Below are 18,224 nucleotides of genomic sequence, written 5' to 3' on the forward strand. Positions count from 1 at the left end.
TATGGGCAGACCTGAACCGGCTTGCAAGATCTGTCGCGCATGCATCGATGCAGCAGGCCACATATGCGGCATTGTTCAAAACACAATTTGTGAGGAGTCACGAGCGTTGGCCTCTGTAGTTTTGTAAGTCATTGTTTTCATGACACTCACATCAGGAATGAATCGTCGTAGTGGACACTGGAATCAAAGTTCTTGTCCATCGCCATCCAAGCAACAAAAAACCGGCCTGATGTAGGGCCGGTTACACGGTAAGGCTCCAAAAATGCGGCTAAGCTTCGATTGTCGAGCGAATATATAGCTTACTGTACTCCGACGGAAGATCGATTGGAAAGATGTTGTCTCTCGCTAACTTGGCGGCAACCCAGTTTGCTTGAATTCCTTCCTTTTTCGCCAATTCACCCAGCGAAACATATTCCACCAAAAACTTGTCCACTTCGGATCTCTTCACAACGCGCCTTGGCCGCCGACTCCGAGTATGACGGCTCACCGTGGATTTCAGTTTATTGCTATCAATCAACATTTTGACCGTTGGGGCGTTCACACACAACGCCGACCTCACTTCATTTTTTGTTAGGTCAGCGATTGGTTCAACCTCGAGAGCATCTCGTACATCTTCAAGCTTGAAGCGTAGCGCCCCCAGTCCAGTTTCAGTTTCAACCCACTCCGCTTCTTTCAGATTTCCCGCCAGCACTTGGGTTAAAACCTCGTCTGTAAAGCAGGCGGCTGCACTACATACAGTTTTCAGATCCAGCACGCCTTTGGAAGGCGCAGAAACTAATCTGGTGTTCTCTCGAGCGCTGGACATAAAACCATCAATTTCGTCCGGGTCGTATAACGGCGCAACATTTGGGAGGTCATACTTCGGTTGAATGAACTTGCGCTGGACAAGTCGATCAAAAAGAGATCCTGCGATCCCAAGCCGATGAATGCACTGAATGCGCGGTATGCACCGGAGCAGATCTGGAAGAGCATCCTTTGCATCTTCAGCACGGAAAATGCGATCTTTCCCGGGTCTTTTTTCTCCAAGACCCAAGATCTCGACTATCTTTGAGATCCGCTGGGCAGTTCCGCCAAACTCTTCGGCCGCGCTGCTACAGTTGTGCCATTTGCGCCCTTTGCAAACCCGACCATAAATCGTGTCCCCTGTTGAAACAGGGTAGTTTTCGAAGGCGAACTGGGTGAACACGTCGATCATCGGCGCGTATCGCTCATCTTCAAAAACTCTGGCGCACCATCTCGAAAACAAACCGAAATCGGTAAAAAAACCTTGAGCCTTGCTCGGCGATTTTTCATAGACGCTGGTCATGGCTGAAACAACTTTACCTACGCCCTCAGATGTTGCGACAAAACCTGCGTGGCAAGCCTGTGAAAGCTCCGCTTGGCTAAGCTTTGCCTCTCGTGCGCTCGATCCGTGCGCCAGCAATACACCAAAGTTCTGAGCGATCCTCATTGCAGCATCTAAGTCAAACTGGTCGATCCATCTGTCACCGATTATTCCCGATAAACGCTCGCGGAGATAGCATTCCCAAATGGAAGATTGGCTTGTGCCTGATTCACTCATTTGACCAACTGTCTGCCCGTAACCCGCCTCATATCTGCGGAAAAAGTCGCAGGGATGATGCGGGAAAACGGCGGTAGGTAGCGTAACTAGCTGACAGCTGTGGATCGGACAAATACGGAATGACGTAAGCATCCATTCCCGTCGACCAAACACTCCAAACGTTCCGCTGTTTTCTTTATCTTCGTGTACACAAGCCGGACAGAGCTTTTGTTCGCTCCGCAGAAAACTCCGCGAGGCCACGAGTTGTCCATGCAATAGGCAGCGCCGCCGATCAATTTCAACCAAGGCCATGGGCATCAACTCACTTTCGTCGATGCCAGTGAGAGTTGCCAACTTACTGAGTTCAGCGTCATCAGAATAGATTAACTTCCGCCAGTTTAACCCCAGATCTAGGCAGAAGTCTTGCACACAACTCGGTCCATTTTTGGCCGCCAGGCGCGATACGAACGACATGATTGTCTCGTCCTTCTGAGGCTTCAGGTTCAAAGCGAGCCGCGTCATTTCGATTGCCCACCGACCATCAGCTCGTGCCCAAGATCGCTATCATTCGTCAGCACCAGCCGTGCGTCGATGGATGAGTAGTCGCTGCGCAAAAAGGGGTTGAGATCGTCGATACAGGCTGATCGTCGCCGGAAAGCACTGGCAAAATTCTGTGGACCAAAAACTTGTTTTTGACGAAGCATTGCATCTTCGATGGCACCGATGATCAGCTCCACAACTAAGCCAAATTCAGACGCAGCCGCATGCAAAATTCGACGCGTGAATTCCGGCGTCAAAGACGAGGAATCCGCCAGAATTTGAGCTGCGTCAGCGTATGTCTTCACCAACCCCGCAATGGATTTTAGATCGATCGCCGGGTCCAGAGGTCGGAAATGCAAAACTGAAATTCGCCGGGCCAACTGGGCGTCCTGATTCAACAGATGCTTGAGTGATGGCATTCCGCTGAGGATCAATCCAGTAGGCCAATCCGCATTTTGCATGAGGGATTTTAAAGTGTTTACAACCGCTTGTCTTTCCGGTCGATTTTGATTGATGTGCAAATCCTGGGCTTCATCAAGGTGCAGAAAAAGTACTTGTCGCTGGCAAAGCGAGTTTTGTACGAGGCTCCAAATATAGCCAGCCGTAGCGCTTCGTCGCAAAGGATACCCAAGGCCATGCAGACAAGAGGTACCAACTTGCTTCAACGTTGCTGGCGATGGCACCATAAAACTCGCAACGTCTGCGTGCTCGTATTCTGAGCTGAGGGGTCGCAGGGCTTTGTGCCGTGCAAACAACCAGCGCAGCGCCGTGGACTTTCCTGAGCCGGATCCACCGATAAGTGCGAGACCAGGTGCTTCCGAAACAGCGCCTGCCTCCTGCGCAGCACGACGTTGGTAAAGCAGTCGGTCAAACTCAGCTTCGAGGATCGAATATCGATCATGCCGGATGAACATGCCACGCAGCCGAGTTACAGTTTCGCTGATATTTTTATGTGGGTCAGACATGTTTATTCCTCCACATTCCAGTTTTCGCTTTGATCCTGCCAGTCATCGATCTCCGGCACCTGTGTCTCTCCCACAGAGCTTTCACTGTTCTGCTCCGGCGACCATGGAACAACTTCGTTGCCGAACAGTCCGTCGCTTGAAGATTGGGTCGCAACTTCGGCTTGCCAGAATGTCGTCCCACGCGACAGAGTCTGCTCGAGGTGCTTGATCTGCTCGGTCGACAGGCCTTGGGGTGTCAGGTTAGCTCTGACTCGCGCGCTTTGGTCAATTTCAATAATCCGACGAATTGCCGCATCCCGAACATCGCATGTAAGCTCAGCCTCCTGTGCGTATTTCTCTCGAAGAACACGCTGAGCCTCGACCCAATCTGCCAACGCCAAACCATCCAATGCGCCCAAGTTGACCGCTTGAAGCTGATAAGGTTTACCGTCTAGCAGAACGGAAATATGCCCTATATCTTCCGGATCAAGAATTACACGGACCTTCTTGTGCCCTCTACGAAGTCGCCAGAATGCCTCAAGTTTCGGAGATGAATAATAGTTTGAAAACAGGCAGATACCGCGATCTGATATAACTCTTTCGAATTCAATACCCAAGGCGTTTCGCTTCGAGAAGGCATCTGGTGGCGGTGAAACAGTCATCTGGCCTTGTAGTTCTTTCCACCGGTTCGCGGGGGTTTGCCCTCCAAGTCCACGGTGTGGGCGGTTGTGATAATAATCGACGACATAACACACCAAGATCTTAAGCAGATCATCATCGTCTAATGTTGTTTGCCCTTCACTGTCATAGTCTCCTCGCTCGAGCGGATTTGAGAACGTGCGCCCAGACAAGTTTGGCATCAAATTTGTAGAAAAAGTGCCGAAAACCCGTTCGACCCGTCCCCGAAGCTCTGGAATTTTCACGGGAGGAAAAACGATATCGATCCCAAGAGCGTTTACCGAAAAGATGAATTCGTTACTCCTGAACGCGGAGCCCGTGTCACAAGCAATCGTTGAAATTCCTCCGTACATCGCCCAATCCGACTGTGCGCCTGCAGCGCGGGCAATATGTGTTTTTTCGGCGATAATCATCCCTAATAGTTTCTTGGCGCCTTCTGCCGATTGAGTTTTCGCAATATAAAGCCCAACAATGCACCTTGTCGCACAATCGATTGCTACATAAATTTGCCGTCGACCGGTTGGAATTTGATCACGGACTTCCTTTGGAAGTGCTCTTAGAATACCAAGGCTTGAGAAGAATGTAATAACATCACATTCCCATTCATCGATTTCGACACGCTCCAAGGGATATAGAACGCTCACTCCCTCATGAGAACTCGCAAATTGCATCCTCGCCATGTCAAGTCCGTGGCGTTCGCAAGCGACCGTGAAGGGATCAGTTTTGTTTATTCTACGCACAATTGTCGAGGCTGACGGACAATGAAGTGGGCTTGCACCGGCTTCTGTTCGCTCAACATTCACTCGTCTGAATCGTGCCTTCGTTGCTTCAACGACGGCCATTTTTGTTGGCCGTTGACGGCTGGCATATAGCCGAACGCAGTCATCAAGAATTACTTCTGTTTCCTGACAAAATTTTGGGGATACACACAGGTTGGCAGGCGACCGACGCAAAAGCACCCGTATATCATAATTAGCCTTTTTTAGTTTCGTGTGATTCCGACGAATAGTGCGTGTGGATGGCAACTCACGTAAAGGCAATCTTTCGCCACTGCGGCGCTTGCGTCCCAAACTATGTCTTTCTAGTTCTGTCTGATTAATCAGTGAAAACAGCTTTGATTTGTTTGCCTCAAGATCGTCGTCAGTGAGCTTTAGCTCTCCGGCGTCATTCAGCTCCTTAATATGCCAACAGACAAACCACATCCAGGTAGCGCGGCTGCGGGCTTCTTCGGTTGCGGTTAAAAACTCAGCGCAGCCAAAGTTTGCCGCGGAAGCTGCGGTTCGTACACCAAGTGCAGATTTATGATACCTCAGACAGTTTTGACGTCTGAGCTCTTCCAATTCCATGTAAGTAAAAGACTCAACTATGTTTTCATTATCTAGTCGAGCGAGAGAGACATGCGTCGATGACTGCTCAATCGGACGATATTCTACATTATTCAGAACCAGCTTGTCATCGGGGTTGTATTTAAAGAGGTTCATAGTTTGCCTCCTTCGATCATCGTCTCTGGCGTGATAATGCCCGGAGTGACCTGTTTTAGATAACCGTCATAAAGCAAGCGATGAGCAGCCCTATGCGCACGCGCCCCAAGATTTGAAAGTTCAACAAGGCCGCTGAGCCTGATGCGGCCGTGAATTTTGTGCGCAGTTGAGAGAAGCGCCTCGTCTGCTTCAGGATCTGGGTTCTTGACGTACTCGCACATCCGCGCCGCGTTGACGGCTAGAAAGGGTGGAAAATCCTGCTCGGTGTGAAGCAGCACAGTATCTGCAAATCCAGAAGGCATGGCTTCGGCAACACGAGTCAATTCATGTTTGAAACCACTTCTGAAGGCTCTTTCATAAGGCTTGACGGCAATGGCGACGCGCTCGCCGGAGGCGAGCTTCACAAGATAGTCGAATGTGTGGCTGCCAGTCTTACCATTGCTTCTGGTGAACTTGACAGGTGCCGGTTGATCCCAAATATCGACGATGTCTCGTCGTGACATGAGCAAATTCACACAACGGATTTCCATCACGCTTTCCGCGACAAGGTGGACCAATCGCTGATCATACCGGCGCAGCCTGACCAACGAGGCGCGACCGCTGACGCGCGACCTGAAGTTGATTTTACGTGTTGCTCGGCTTGGCAGCAGTACTCCGATCCGACGCGGGTCTCTGCAGCCAGCGTCCGAGAACGACTTCACTGCTTCAGATTGTGGCGTGCACAAGGTATTGTTTTCATTAAACATCGTATTTCCTGTTCAAATTTGGATTGCGATTGCCAACCGCTTCGCAAGGCCCTCGCGAGCTTCGAAGCGCTTGACTTCTCCAAAAAAATGAGCGAACAAGATCCCAGTACAGAGGTGGATCATAAAGTTCATCTAAGGGGGTGCTGTGCCAACAGCATCCCCTGACTCATTTTTAGCTGTATTGTAACTAGGGTATATCTGATCCTTTCCGATGTTGCTGCTTCTGCCAATCATGCAGGAACTTTTGAATCCTGAGTTTCGATTTCGAGAGCCTCGTTACAAACTAGGTGTTTTGTGTCTAGGATATCGCTCTGGAAATAACTCCTCAGCAGTTGTTGATAATCTTTCTGCCACCTTCTGTTGGATGCGGTCGCTGACGCGGTGGCCCTGGCAAACTATTGTGACTGTGCTTGGTGCAATGCCAAGCTCATCTGCTATGTCCGTTATCGAGCTTCCTGCCGCCTTGAGGCTCCTCTTGATTTCTTCGTGCCTCAAGGCTCTCGCTCCTAAATGCGCCGCCAAGATAATCTCTCCATAGTTAGACTATATTCCGGCCGGGAAAGCTGCCCGATGGATGATACTGATTCGCGAATCATCCTACACTCTGATTCGCAGCTGTCCACATGAAATCATGAAAAGTTCATATATTTCATATAGTTACGGTAAACTCCCAGAGCTAGATTAGACAGTCACATAAATAAGTATCTGATTCTTTGGAAATTTTAGTGGTTGCGGCACGACTGCGTGGGACAAATTAAATCATCGTACTGATCTGCAAAATTACGGCACGATAGGCCGACGACTGATAAAAGTTTGCGGTGCGCGCTACGAGACAACTCAGCTCGCGTTGCGGATTAACTTGACGGAGTTCGAGCAATAAGGTGACGTTTTTCGCTATCAGCAGCGTGTCTGCCGACAGCACCACTACCGCTGGATACGGATCAATTTTCGGCCTTGCAGAGTAAACTTGATTAATAGGCTACGTTGCCGTTTACAGGGGGCCGGACCCTGATCAGACCGTACCGAAAGCTGATGCAAGTTACCAAACCCGCGGCGGCATGAACCATTTGGGCGTCGTGGTGGATGATCTGGACGCGGTTGAGGCGAAGGTTGAAGCCCTCGGGTTTAAGTCTCATAGACATGCCGACTATGACCCTGGGCGCCGGTTCTATTTCTATGATGCGGATGGGGTTGAGATTGAGGTCGTGCAATACGACTGAAGCAATTCGCTGAGAGGTAAACCAGTTCGACGCTGGATTTCGTCGCGCGCTCCACGAACCGCTGCTGTCGAACAAAAACCTATGGTCACAACATGTGGGACAAATACGTCGATTGCGCCCCGGACAGAAACGCCTAGGTTTTGTCCGGGGCGACCGTCGTGACGAGCCCTAAGCAGACGGTCAGCCGGTCAGCCAATCGGTAACTGCCCGCCGCCGGAAGCTCTTGCCGTCAAACTTTGATGCCATATTTCTCGTGAACTATACCGACAAAACACTATACTGATGCAGTGCCTGCTAAGGTTGCTCGGGTCGGCGAGACACGGCCTTCTGCCGAAAGCGCACTATTGTCGAAGTACCTGCGGTCAAGCCTCGCAGTGAGCGGTGGCATCAAGCCAAACAATGGGTCCTGAACTTAAGGAGCCGAGGAGGGAGTAAATATGCCATATTGGTACTGGTATAGGCAGACAACCCCACAACCACCCGGCTCGTGGATCATAGCCGGTCCCTACTCAAGCCGCGAAGCGGCTATGTCGGCTCGACAATCAGACAAGCGAGACGGTCAGGTAGGAGTTCCATTCTTTGCTGACACGCGAGAAGAGGCTGAAACAAGAACTGTTTTCCAATGATGGAGCGAGTTATGCCCGAACGAAATATCCCCCACGGCCACGGCCTTTCGCATAAGAAAGGCATCTCTGATGGTTTGCTTGAAAGAAACTCGTTTGCAGATGACCTGCCAAATGGTCACGAGGAAAGCTACCGGCGCGGCCGTGCCGAAGGCGTAGAACTACGGCAGGCTATTGCACATCGTGTTCGCCCGGAACCTGACATGCCATAATGGGCGGTTTCCCGTGTCATATGTCTTTATAGCAAGCGCTATGTCTATTCCATAGAGGGCCACCCGGTGCGAACGTCCGCTTCATCTCGTATATTGTTGAAAAACTCGCCTTTTCGTCACCACAAGTCGGACCGTCGGAATTTCTTCCCGTGAAAGCGCAATATTATAAGCAAGGCTTTCCAAATGATCTGTGGCGAGAACATAATTCCAAGTTTCAGAGGTATTTTTCACGCAACGGAGTTTTTCAACATAATTTCTCGCATAGCCGCCGGACGGTTGGGAAAATAACCTCTGGTCACAAATAGGAGGTCAAAAACGGTGGATTCGGTCAGGAACAAAAACGTCCGGGTTTTGCCTATGTTCCCAGTATGGGAGCATGTCCTTGACAGCCTTCCCCCCACCTGTATTCTCAATTTGGGAACAAAGAGGTGTTATGAGGATCATTGCAAAGCGAGCGGTTGTCGAGTTCGGGGCAAAAAACCCCGCTGCCCGCGCTTCTCTTGAACACTGGCTGCGGGTGGCGACCGCAGCCGTGTGGACCTCGACCGGCGATGTTTAAGCAGCCTTTTCCAAGGCCAAGGTGCTGAACGCCGAACGTGTCCGCTTCGAGGTAGCCGGGGGCGACTTCCGCATGATCTGCGCCTTCGATTTTGGCCGCGAGGTAGCCTTCGTGAAATTCATCGGCACGCACGCCGACTATGACCGCATAGACGCTTTGACCGTCTCGAAATTCTGAAAGGAGCGACATCATGGAAATCCGACCGATCCGCACGAACGACGATCTGACCGCCGCTCTTGCCCGTATCGACGCCCTCTGGGGCAAGGAACCCGGCACGCCCGAAGGCGATGAACTTGATATCCTCGTGGACCTTGTTGAGCACTACGAGGGCAAGCATTTTCCTGTTGAGCCGATGGAGCCGATTGATCTGCTCAAGGCGCATATGGAGACCACGGCGCGCACCCAAGCCGATCTGGCGGCATTGCTCGGATCGCGTCCTCGCGCATCCGAGGTGCTGAACCGCAAACGTGCCCTGACAGTGGACATGATTCACAAGCTGAGCAGCGAGTGGCACATTCCGGCAGACTGTCTTGTGAAGCCCTACCACCTCGCCGCGGCAGAATGATTCATCGGAAGCAGATCCACATTACTCGCAGCGCTTGGCCAAGTGCTCACTTCGTCGAGTTTTTGTTCCCAAGCGATAGGTTTGAACAGCAGTTTGTCCGCACATTGGTCATAGCAACATTGTCCATTTCCGCCCGCTGCGCATCTACGTTGATGCGAGCGCCTCCGACAAAAACTGGACAGCCATGGCCGCCTGCTGCTCAGTAGAAAATCTTCCAAAACTGAAGCGAATGCACTCCGACGCCATTTCACGATCAAAGCCCATCGCGGTCAAAACGTGAGATGGCTCGATGGATCCTGACGAACAGGCTGACTGGGTCGAAGCCGCGATCCGAGGCTGAAGGCGTGCCAAGAGGTCGGAAGCGTTACGGCCCGGAAAGCGCATCAAAGCATTCCCGGGATGCCTATTTTCCAAAGACCCGACCAACGTGGCGACTTGTTTTTCTTCGAGGCATCTAACAAAGAGACCTCTAATCGTGGCCAAACTTTCCCTCTCAGATTGCCCAACCGACTGGAGAATTCGGCAGGCTTCTCCAAAGCCGACGATTAACTCCGTCGGCATAGTACCACCACGCCGACCGCCTTGCTGGCCCGCACCTGCAATAACGGGCCGGACCAATCCCGATGAACCGGGGCCTGTCAATAGCGCGCCAACACCTTTGGGTCCGTAAAGCTTGTGAGCGGATATCGTGACCAAAGCGATATCGAGATCAAGCAAATCTAGATCCAACGCAATAGGCGCTTGCGCCAAATCCGCATGAAACAACGTGCCGTTGGATCTACACAACTCGGCAATCGTCGCCAAATCCGCAATCGCACCATTCTCGTTGTTCACGCCCACAATAGATACGAGAGCCGTCGCGTCGCTTAACAGGTTTTTAAGATGTGCTGGATCTGGAGCGCCACTGTCATCAAGAGCGATAAAGCGGGAGACCAAGCCGCAAGCTTCAGCCTCTTTAATGATCGACCCATGATCACCGGCACCGATCAGGATTTCAGTTTTCCCTGATCGCCCCGCGATAGCTTGAGCAGTGCGGATAACCATCGCATTTGCTTCACTCGCGCCAGAGGTAAAAATCACGTCATCCCCCTGAAGACCAAAGAGATTTCCAACTTGGCTAGCAGCAATGTCGAGGGCGGCGGCTGCGCGCCATCCGAGCGCATGATCTGCTGCATGCGGATTAGCAAAAAGCGTCGCAGACGCTTCGGCCATCACTTTTAAAACCCGCGGATCAGAGGGCGTCGAAGCCTGATAGTCAAGATATATAGTTTCACCAACCTGCATGGCACCCTCAATGCTGGACGAACTCTCCAGTACGTAGTATGGCTGATTTGCGTACTGGATACTATCCCCAGGAGGTCAAATGAGCGCACACGGCTTAACATCAGACAGCTATCGCCCGAGCTTTTCGGGTCATGAGACGTTTCCTTTGCGCTATGGTTGGCTGCAAAAAGCGTATCGAGCCGTGAACGAAGCACCCTCGGCCAAGCACGCCGTGCATGTCTTCAGGGATCCGGACGCTATCGCGCATTTTGGCGTGGGTAGAAACATGGTAGGGGCAATTCGCTATTGGGCGACCGCAGCCGGAATACTCGAGGAGTCCGCCGATGGCCTTTTGACAACGTGGCTTGGGGCCATGCTATTTGATAAAAATGGTACAGACCCTTACCTCGAAGAAGATGCCTCGCTTTGGCTTCTTCATTGGCATATAGCTTCCCGGCCCCACCTCACATCTGCGTATTGGCTGTTTAATGAGTTTAGGGGCGGCAGTTTTGTTCGACAGGACATCGTCTCTCCTCTCCTTAAGCTCGCGCAGGAACAAGGATGGAATCGTGTGGCCTCGACTACAGTTGATCGCGACCTGCAGTGCCTTCTGCGTACGTATATTGGAGGTCGCGGCTCAAGCGAAGCAGGGGATTCCATTCTTGCAGAACTAGGCCTCATCAGACCGATGGACAAATATCGTTCGCGGCTATCTCGTGGACGGAAATCGAGCCTTCCAAATTCGGTATTCCTTTATTGTATCAATGAGTTCTGGGAAATTTTCGCACCCGAGCAGGCTACCATGTCGTTCGAAAACGCCGCCTATGGACGCGGCTCTCCGGGTAGAGTTTTTTTGTTGGACGAAGACGACATTGTGAATCGTCTTGAGCAGCTTGACGACATTTCGGGCGGGACATTAGCTTGGTCAGAGACAGCAGGACTAAGGCAGATCATTAGACGCAAACCACGTTTGCTGAAAACAGAGCAGCGTATACTTCGCGAAACCCTGACGAATGCTCGCTCAAAGGTGGAAGCATGAACGATCCCGTTATGATAACGCCAAGATTTCGTCGGTCAGTTCGTATCGACACTGACTACGCATCTGCGACAGCAATTGACGGGTTCTATTGCCCAGCATCTTTCCAAGCGGCCATAACGTTTATGGCTTCACATATTTCTGATACGGAGCAAGGTGCGTTTACGTGGACCGGCCCCTACGGTGGAGGTAAATCTAGTCTAGCCGTCGCGCTGGCATGCCTTTTCGGAGCACCCAAGAATATCCGAGAGCAGGCGGCGGCGTTGTTTGGCGAACCGGTTATTGCTGCTTTGAAGTCAGCTCTGCCCTACTTTCCATCTCGATGGGATGTTTTGCCATTGGTCACTGAGCGCCGTTCCATGGCGGTACAGCTTGCAGAATTGCTCGATCTCCCATCCTCCTCAAATGCTTCAGAAATCCTCAAGGAAATAGAACGGAGAACCACGGACCGTGGTCTCCTCCTCATCATGGATGAATTGGGTCGCGGGTTAGAGGCAGCGGCAGATGGAGAAGGTGATCTTCATCTCCTGCAAGACATCGCGGAACTTGCTGCGCGGAGCCAAGGAAAGTTCGTATTCCTTGGAATTCTGCACCAAGCATTTGAGGAGTACGCGGAGCGTTTGGGCCGCAAAGCGAGAGATTCTTGGGCAAAAATTCAGGGCCGCTTTGTTGATATTTCGATTTCAGTGTCGCTTGAAGAGACCGTCGAGCTAATTGGCGAAGCGCTCGGGCATGAGCGTGCTGTCCGCAAAGCCATTCCCTTGGCAGAAGATTGCGTTGAGCAATTGCGCCCGGTACGCAAAAAGACCGAAGCAAAACGAATGGCGGGCAAACTTGCCCGAACGGCCCCCCTGCATCCACTTACCGCGTGTCTTGTAGGACCGCTTTCGCGCCGACGTTTTGGACAAAACCAGCGGAGCGTGTTCTCTTTCCTGAGTTCTGCTGAACCCTACGGATTGCAAGACGCGCTAATGAAAGAAGCCGTCGATGGATATTACCCTCCCCATCTCTTGTGGAACTACCTTCAAGCCAATTTTGAAGCGGCCATCCTTTCTTCACCGGATGGGCGCCGTTGGGCATTGGCGCATGACGTTCTTGAACGGTGCGTCGCGCGCGGTGCAAGCGATCTTGAGCAAAAGGTGTTGAAATCGATTGCGGTTTTTGAACTCCTCAGAGATCGCTCAGGGCTTGCAACAAATCTCGACACGATTGCCATTTCGCTCCACGAAAGCAACCGCACTGATATTGAAACCGCACTCACGCGTCTCGAGCAGCAATCAGAAATTGTATATAGGAAGCATGCTGGAATCTACGTGCTTTATGCTGGTTCCGATTTTAATGTTGAAGCCCGGTTGGGAGAAATTCTCTCAGAGCCTACGGATATCGATCTCAATATGGTTCGCTTGTTAGCGGACCTTCAGCCGATGCTGGCAAAGCGCCATCATGAAGAGACGGGTGCTATGCGGTGGTTTGAAATGTCTATCGAACCGGTATCCGAGCTAGAAGCTTTCAAGCCACCAAAATATGCCCAGGACATCATTGGCCGCATCGTGTTTGCGTTGCCGATGGACGGAGAGAGCCAAAGCGAAACTATCGCTGCGTGTGAAAGTGCCGCACGTTCTCAAACTTGTTTTCCATTAATCATCGGCTACCATGCTGACGCCGCAAAACTTCTCGACCTTGCACGAGAGCTTGCAGGACTGAGCACTTTGGAGAAGACTTTTCCTGAACTTCGTGGGGATCCAATTGCACGGCGGGAAATTGACGCACGTATAGCGGAAGTCCGCCAGAAGTTAGAAGAAATTCTGAATGGCTTGATCGACGAGTGTCAGTGGTTTGTTGTCGACCACGAAGCACAACGACTAACCAAGCGCCTCCTAAACGAGCAGCTGTCCGCCCTAGCTGACGCAATTTTCAACGAGGGTCCACTTCTCCGCAATGAGTTGTTAAACTGCTCTGAACCGTCTTCAAATGCCGTCAGCGCGCGAACCAAACTCATGAAACGCATGGCAATGCGTGGATCCGAAGTTGATCTTGGATTTGACGGCAAGAACTATCCTGCCGAACGAGGATTGTACATTTCTCTTCTGCAAGAAACCGGAATTCATGTGGACGGCGAATACAATGCTCCAAAGGAAGGTGACACGCTGTACCCATTGTGGCGCACGGCGGACAATTTACTTCTTTCGGAACAGGGCGTGGTTGGGGCTGATGAGATCATTCATGCTTGGGGCCAGACCCCGATTGGGTTGAAAGCTGGCCTCGCACCGGTATTCTTGGTGGCTTACATTCTCTCCCGCCGAGATCGCGTAGCGCTCTACGGTGAAGGCATATTCCAAGCGAATTTTAATGAACTTTGTGTCGAATTTCTAGCACGAAACAGCAAGGACATTGGTCTACGCCGTGTTGAAATGGAGGGGTTTGTCGGAGATACGTTGGAGCGGCTCGGCAGTCTCCTGAAGATCAAAGGGGCAACTGAGCCACTGATAGTCGCTCGATCAATTATCGGCGAATTTGATGCGCTTGTTCCGTGGACGTCCAGAACTCAGTCTCTTTCTCCGCAAACACTTAAGGTTCGTGAAATTCTCAAACGAGCGAGTGACCCAAACAAACTTTTGTTTGATGATCTCCCACGGCTAACCAAGCCGCTACCCGATGGTAACTTTGATGCAAATGCGACTGCGTTGCTGCTGAGGGATGCACTGGCAGAAATGCGCGCCGCCTATCCAAAAGTGCTCGATGACTTGAAAGACCTGATGCTCAAAGAGCTAGATGTGCGAAGCCAAAGCGATGATGCATTCAAAAGTTTGCGCGACCGTGCAGACAATATTCGCCACATCGGCGGCGACTTGCGTCTAGAAGCCTTCGTCGGACGGCTAACACAGTTTCACGGAACGCGTGAGGATATGGAAGGCCTCGCCGGTGTGGCGGTTAACAAGCTTCCTAGGGATTGGAATGATGGAGATCGTGAACGCGCAGCGGTTGGCCTTACGGAGCTTGCGGCAGTCTTTTTGAAGACAGAAACCATCGCTCGAGTAAAAGGTCGCAAAGATGGGCGTCATGCAATGGCCGTAGTGGTCGGAAAAGAGAACGCGGCGCACTCGCTGTTTAGCGAGTTTCAAGTGGCCGATGTTGACTGGGATGATGTCGAAGCCCTTGCTGCCACTCTTGATAGAACGCTGAGCGAGGCAGATCATCAGCGACGCGAAATCATTCTTGCGGCCTTGATTGAAGTCACCTCTAAATACCTCAATGCTGGCGATGAACGCCGTGTCGGAGAACGCGCATGACAACTACCCGACACGTTTTAGGACTCTCAGGTGGGCGCGACAGTGCTGCGTTGGCCATCTTCATGCGCCAGAGACATCCAGAGATCGAGATCGACTATTTCTTCACCGATACCGGCAAAGAGCTACCCGAAGTGTACGAGTATTTGACACGCCTTGAGGGCTATCTCGGCAAACCGATACTTCGGTTGAATCCTGATCGAGACTTTGACTATTGGTTGAAAAGCTACAAAAGCTATCTGCCCTCAGCACAGTCACGATGGTGCACCCGCCAACTCAAGCTACGACCCTTCGAAAAGTGGGTTCACGAGTTTCTAGACGCTGGCGAAACGGTCATCTCCTATGTCGCGATCCGCAGTGATGAGGAGTATCGTCAGGGATATCAATCGAACAAAGAGAAGTTGCTGATCAGATTGCCGTTCAAAGATGCCAGTATCGACAAGCCGGGGGTCATCGAAATTCTTGAAGGCTCGGGCCTAGGACTTCCAGATTACTACAAATGGCGTAGTCGCAGTGGCTGTACGTTCTGTTTCTTCCAACAGAAAATTGAGTGGGTGCGTCTGAAAAAAGAACATCCAGACGCCTTCGAGGAAGCAAAGCGATATGAGAAAAACGCCATTGAGCATGGCTCGCCCTTCACTTGGAGCCAAGGTGAATCACTTGCCGATCTTGAGCAACCAGAACGGCAGGAACAGATTAGGCAGGATCACGAAAAACGAGTGGCCCGAGCACGCACGCGACTGCAAGCGAACCCCTTGCGCCCAGACACTACTTTGGATTTGGATGATGTGTATGGCAGCGCAGCCAAAGCCTGTCTGACTTGCCATAAGTAATTGTATACAAGATAGAGATTTCTGACTTAAGGTCACTACATGTTCAAAGTAACTGCACGTACTGTATTGGAACTGGGATCCGAGCTCATAAGCTCGGATATAATCGCGTTTTACGAACTAATTAAGAACGGATTTGATGCTGGCTCAAAAAAGGGCGTGGACATTCGCTTCGTCATCCCACTTAGACGAAATGCATATCTCCGTCTCAAGTCTCAAGTCGCAACCGAAATTGACCTTGATGATCTCAAAGAGAACTTGCGAAACTTGCTTGACTCCGGCTGTTCCAAGGAGGCTCTGCAGCCCTTTGACAAGGTATTGGCCGCAAGAACCAAAAAGATGTTTCTGCTGGCTTTAACCGAAGCATATCGAGGTGCCAATGTTATCGTCGTTTCAGATCAGGGCAAAGGCATGTCTTTGGCTGAACTCGGTGATAACTATCTCACAATAGGAACGCCGAGCCGGAAGCGCAGTGTTGATGATGCTATGAAGCACACGATCATTGAAGACGATGACATTCCGCCTCCTTACTTAGGTGAAAAAGGAATTGGGCGCCTGTCGGCGATGCGATTGGGTGAGCGGCTACTTCTTGCTACTGCCCGCAATACTGATGCACATTTGAATGTACTGGATATCGACTGGCGCTCCTTTAGTGATCTCGATGCGATGGTCGAGGACACCCAGATAAAACCTAAACGTGGTGACAAAAAAAAAGACCCGACGTACAGCGGCACAACACTGTCCATTAGCGATCTATCTGAGGATTGGACACGTACAAAGCTCGAATTACTTGCCGAGCACGACTTTGCAAGACTTGTAGATCCGTTCAATGACCCAAAGAAACGTCCACGTATTGCACTATATTGGAATGAAGACAGAATCTCTATACCTTGGATGGATAAAATACTTCTAAGACACTCCCATGCGACAGTAGAAGCCACTTATCGTATCAGCGAAGACGGGCCGAGACTCTCCTATCGGATGGAAGCGCGTAAATTGGGATTTGATCATCCTCAGGAAATTGATGAGGGAACCTTGTCACTTCCTGACCTCGTCGGGTCCATTATCGGCAAGGACGATATTTTTCCAGTCGAATCTTTAACGTCTTTGGGACCGTTTCGATTTAATGCATATTGGTATAACCGCAGGATGCTTGGCGGCATCGAGGGCCTAGGGGATCAGAAACATGTGCGCGAACTTCAGCGCCGATGGTCTGGGATAATGATGTTTCGCGATAGTTTTCGGGTTTTCCCATATGGCGACGATGACGATGACTGGCTAGGGCTGGACCGAAAAGCTTTGGGAAGTCCTGGGTATTCACTAAATAAAGCACAGTTTGTAGGACATGTGCGCATTAGCCGACTACGCAACCCGTTTCTCTTAGCAGGGCGCTGAAATAGTCCCTGAGCCGGAAGGCTGTCCCTTCATCAGGGCTGGGTCGGGGGATTGCGATGTCTGTCGGCGCGTTCGACATACGCGCCAGGTGCGGTTCTTCCGCGTCACACAGCCAGCAACCGGGGCAGTCTTGCGAGGTTGTTGGCGGCCATTGTCAGGATGAACCGCGACCGGACGCGATCGACGCCGCGATACATGGTCTGTGCCATGCCGCCGACGGTTTTCGCCCAGCCGAACGCCTCTTCAATTTTCTTTCGGTGCTTCTGGGACAGGGCGTAACCGGCATGTCGGGTGGTTCGGCCATCGATTGCTGAATATCTCGTTTTCTGGGCGATATGGGGCGTGACGCAGGCTTTGCGCAGGTCGGCAACGAACCCACCCGCGTCATACCCCTTGTCGGCCCCCAGCGTCATCTGCCGGGTCGATCCAGGGGAATGGCGATGAACCATGTCCAGGGCGGCCGTACGTTCGGCATGGCCGTCAGCCTGGGTCAGGTCGCCTTGCACGATCAGCCCACTCCGGTTCTCCATCAGCGCATGCCCGATGAAGCAAAGCATCGCCCCGGTGCCCGGGGGACTTCTTGTAAAGGCGCGCGTCCGGGTCGGTGGTCGAGGCGTGGGTGGCATTGGACCGTTTCTCGCCCTTGAAATCGACTTCGGCATTGCGGTGGGGTTTGGTGGTGCGGGGCATCGGGTCGGTCTCGGTTGGGGTCTCGGAAGGCGCGGGCTCAAGCGTGGCATCTGGGGCGAGTGGATCGCATGGCCCGTCATCGTCAGGCGGGGTGGTCTCTGCCTTCGGCTGGAAGCTCTTCATCGACGCCCAAGCCTTCACCAGCGTGCCATCGACCGAGAAGTGGTCGTCCGACAGAAGCGGCGCGACCTCGCGATGGGCCAGAATCGCCGCCATCACCTTGCGCGACATCTGCGTGCTCAGCAGCCGGTCGCGGTTCTTCGTGAAGACGGTCGGGACCCAGACGGGATCATCGATACCCAGCCCGACAAACCAGCGGAACATCAGGTTGTAATTCATCTGCTCCATCAACTGACGCTCGGATCGGACCGAGAACAGGAGTTGCAGCAGGCTGGCCCGGATCAGCCGTTCCGGCGGGATCGAAGGGCGGCCGAAATCGGTGTAAAGCGCCTCGAACTCGGCATCGAGACTGGCGAGCGCGTCATTCACCACCTGACGGATCTTGCGCAAAGGGTGCCGCACCGGAATGCGCTCCTCCAGATCAACATAGCTGAACAGCGACCCGCTCGTCCCGTCCGTCCCGCGCATCGTCACCCCCGCCGTTACAGTGCAAAG

13 protein-coding genes and 1 pseudogene are annotated in these 18,224 nt (G+C 52.1%); 7 read left to right on the top strand and 7 right to left on the bottom strand.

Features of this window, described 5'->3' with window-relative positions; all coding sequences use genetic code 11:
- Positions 1-268 precede the first annotated feature (268 nt).
- The 5 genes from P8S53_RS02170 to P8S53_RS21390 form a co-directional block, all read right to left on the bottom strand.
- On the bottom strand, positions 269-2,062 hold the full coding sequence (locus P8S53_RS02170; RefSeq protein WP_277805533.1) for a TniQ family protein: 1,794 nt from the start codon (positions 2,060-2,062) through the stop codon (positions 269-271).
- A complete protein-coding gene (locus tag P8S53_RS02175) occupies positions 2,059-3,045 on the bottom strand; it encodes an ATP-binding protein (protein ID WP_277805534.1) in 987 nt (328 codons plus the stop codon). The genes P8S53_RS02170 and P8S53_RS02175 overlap by 4 nt, the downstream gene beginning before the upstream one ends.
- A gap of 2 nt (positions 3,046-3,047) precedes the next feature.
- Positions 3,048-5,183 carry a Mu transposase C-terminal domain-containing protein gene (locus P8S53_RS02180; protein WP_277805535.1) on the bottom strand — a complete coding sequence of 712 codons (2,136 nt, stop codon included), beginning with the start codon at positions 5,181-5,183 and terminating at the stop codon, positions 3,048-3,050.
- Positions 5,180-5,929, bottom strand: a complete 750-nt coding sequence (locus P8S53_RS02185; protein WP_277805536.1) for a hypothetical protein — start codon at positions 5,927-5,929, stop codon at positions 5,180-5,182. Before P8S53_RS02185 ends, P8S53_RS02180 begins: the two co-directional genes overlap by 4 nt.
- Before the next feature lie 276 nt (positions 5,930-6,205).
- Positions 6,206-6,451 (bottom strand): helix-turn-helix domain-containing protein, encoded by a 246-nt coding sequence (locus tag P8S53_RS21390; RefSeq protein ID WP_373418507.1) that lies wholly within the window; start codon positions 6,449-6,451, stop codon positions 6,206-6,208.
- 452 nt (positions 6,452-6,903) lie between these two features.
- Between P8S53_RS21390 and P8S53_RS21395 the strand changes: the two genes are divergently transcribed.
- From P8S53_RS21395 to P8S53_RS02195, 3 genes are all read left to right on the top strand, one after another.
- Positions 6,904-7,149 (top strand): VOC family protein, encoded by a 246-nt coding sequence (locus P8S53_RS21395; protein ID WP_373418513.1) that lies wholly within the window; start codon positions 6,904-6,906, stop codon positions 7,147-7,149.
- Between the two features lie 1,415 nt (positions 7,150-8,564).
- Positions 8,565-8,720 (top strand): type II toxin-antitoxin system HigB family toxin, encoded by a 156-nt coding sequence (locus P8S53_RS21265; RefSeq protein ID WP_306417822.1) that lies wholly within the window; start codon positions 8,565-8,567, stop codon positions 8,718-8,720.
- 13 nt (positions 8,721-8,733) lie between these two features.
- Entirely contained in the window at positions 8,734-9,108 is a 375-nt protein-coding gene (locus tag P8S53_RS02195) for a type II toxin-antitoxin system HigA family antitoxin (RefSeq protein ID WP_277805538.1), read from the top strand.
- Positions 9,109-9,252: 144 nt separating this feature from the next.
- On the opposite strand, the gene P8S53_RS02200 is transcribed toward P8S53_RS02195, so the two are convergent.
- Entirely contained in the window at positions 9,253-10,392 is a 1,140-nt protein-coding gene (locus tag P8S53_RS02200) for a cysteine desulfurase family protein (protein WP_277805539.1), read from the bottom strand.
- Between the two features lie 79 nt (positions 10,393-10,471).
- Here P8S53_RS02200 and P8S53_RS02205 point away from each other — a divergent pair, with 79 nt between their 5' ends.
- The 4 genes from P8S53_RS02205 to P8S53_RS02220 are packed head-to-tail and all read left to right on the top strand — an operon-like array spanning position 10,472 to position 16,919.
- Positions 10,472-11,410: a DUF4007 family protein gene (locus P8S53_RS02205; protein ID WP_277805540.1), complete on the top strand. Its 939-nt coding sequence runs from the start codon at positions 10,472-10,474 to the stop codon at positions 11,408-11,410.
- Positions 11,407-14,697, top strand: coding sequence for a hypothetical protein (locus P8S53_RS02210; protein WP_277805541.1), 3,291 nt, complete (start codon positions 11,407-11,409; stop codon positions 14,695-14,697). The genes P8S53_RS02205 and P8S53_RS02210 overlap by 4 nt, the downstream gene beginning before the upstream one ends.
- Entirely contained in the window at positions 14,694-15,527 is an 834-nt protein-coding gene (locus P8S53_RS02215) for a phosphoadenosine phosphosulfate reductase family protein (protein WP_277805542.1), read from the top strand. Before P8S53_RS02210 ends, P8S53_RS02215 begins: the two co-directional genes overlap by 4 nt.
- Before the next feature lie 39 nt (positions 15,528-15,566).
- A complete protein-coding gene (locus P8S53_RS02220) occupies positions 15,567-16,919 on the top strand; it encodes an ATP-binding protein (RefSeq protein WP_277805543.1) in 1,353 nt (450 codons plus the stop codon).
- Between the two features lie 104 nt (positions 16,920-17,023).
- Here the strand turns inward: P8S53_RS02220 and P8S53_RS02225 are convergent.
- Positions 17,024-18,197: pseudogene (locus P8S53_RS02225) on the bottom strand (IS5 family transposase).
- Positions 18,198-18,224 lie beyond the last annotated feature (27 nt).

Origin of the sequence: Roseinatronobacter sp. S2, from assembly GCF_029581395.1 — a bacterium.
Taxonomy (GTDB): domain Bacteria; phylum Pseudomonadota; class Alphaproteobacteria; order Rhodobacterales; family Rhodobacteraceae; genus Roseinatronobacter.

Bases quoted from the DNA above. Each gene is read 5' to 3' on its own strand.
- P8S53_RS02170 (WP_277805533.1), bottom strand. From the start codon at position 2,062: ATGACGCGGCTCGCTTTGAACCTGAAGCCTCAGAAGGACGAGACAATC.
- P8S53_RS02175 (WP_277805534.1), bottom strand. From the start codon at position 3,045: ATGTCTGACCCACATAAAAATATCAGCGAAACTGTAACTCGGCTGCGT.
- P8S53_RS02180 (WP_277805535.1), bottom strand. From the start codon at position 5,183: ATGAACCTCTTTAAATACAACCCCGATGACAAGCTGGTTCTGAATAAT.
- P8S53_RS02185 (WP_277805536.1), bottom strand. From the start codon at position 5,929: ATGTTTAATGAAAACAATACCTTGTGCACGCCACAATCTGAAGCAGTG.
- P8S53_RS02195 (WP_277805538.1), top strand. From the start codon at position 8,734: ATGGAAATCCGACCGATCCGCACGAACGACGATCTGACCGCCGCTCTT.
- P8S53_RS02200 (WP_277805539.1), bottom strand. From the start codon at position 10,392: ATGCAGGTTGGTGAAACTATATATCTTGACTATCAGGCTTCGACGCCC.
- P8S53_RS02205 (WP_277805540.1), top strand. From the start codon at position 10,472: ATGAGCGCACACGGCTTAACATCAGACAGCTATCGCCCGAGCTTTTCG.
- P8S53_RS02210 (WP_277805541.1), top strand. From the start codon at position 11,407: ATGAACGATCCCGTTATGATAACGCCAAGATTTCGTCGGTCAGTTCGT.
- P8S53_RS02215 (WP_277805542.1), top strand. From the start codon at position 14,694: ATGACAACTACCCGACACGTTTTAGGACTCTCAGGTGGGCGCGACAGT.
- P8S53_RS02220 (WP_277805543.1), top strand. From the start codon at position 15,567: ATGTTCAAAGTAACTGCACGTACTGTATTGGAACTGGGATCCGAGCTC.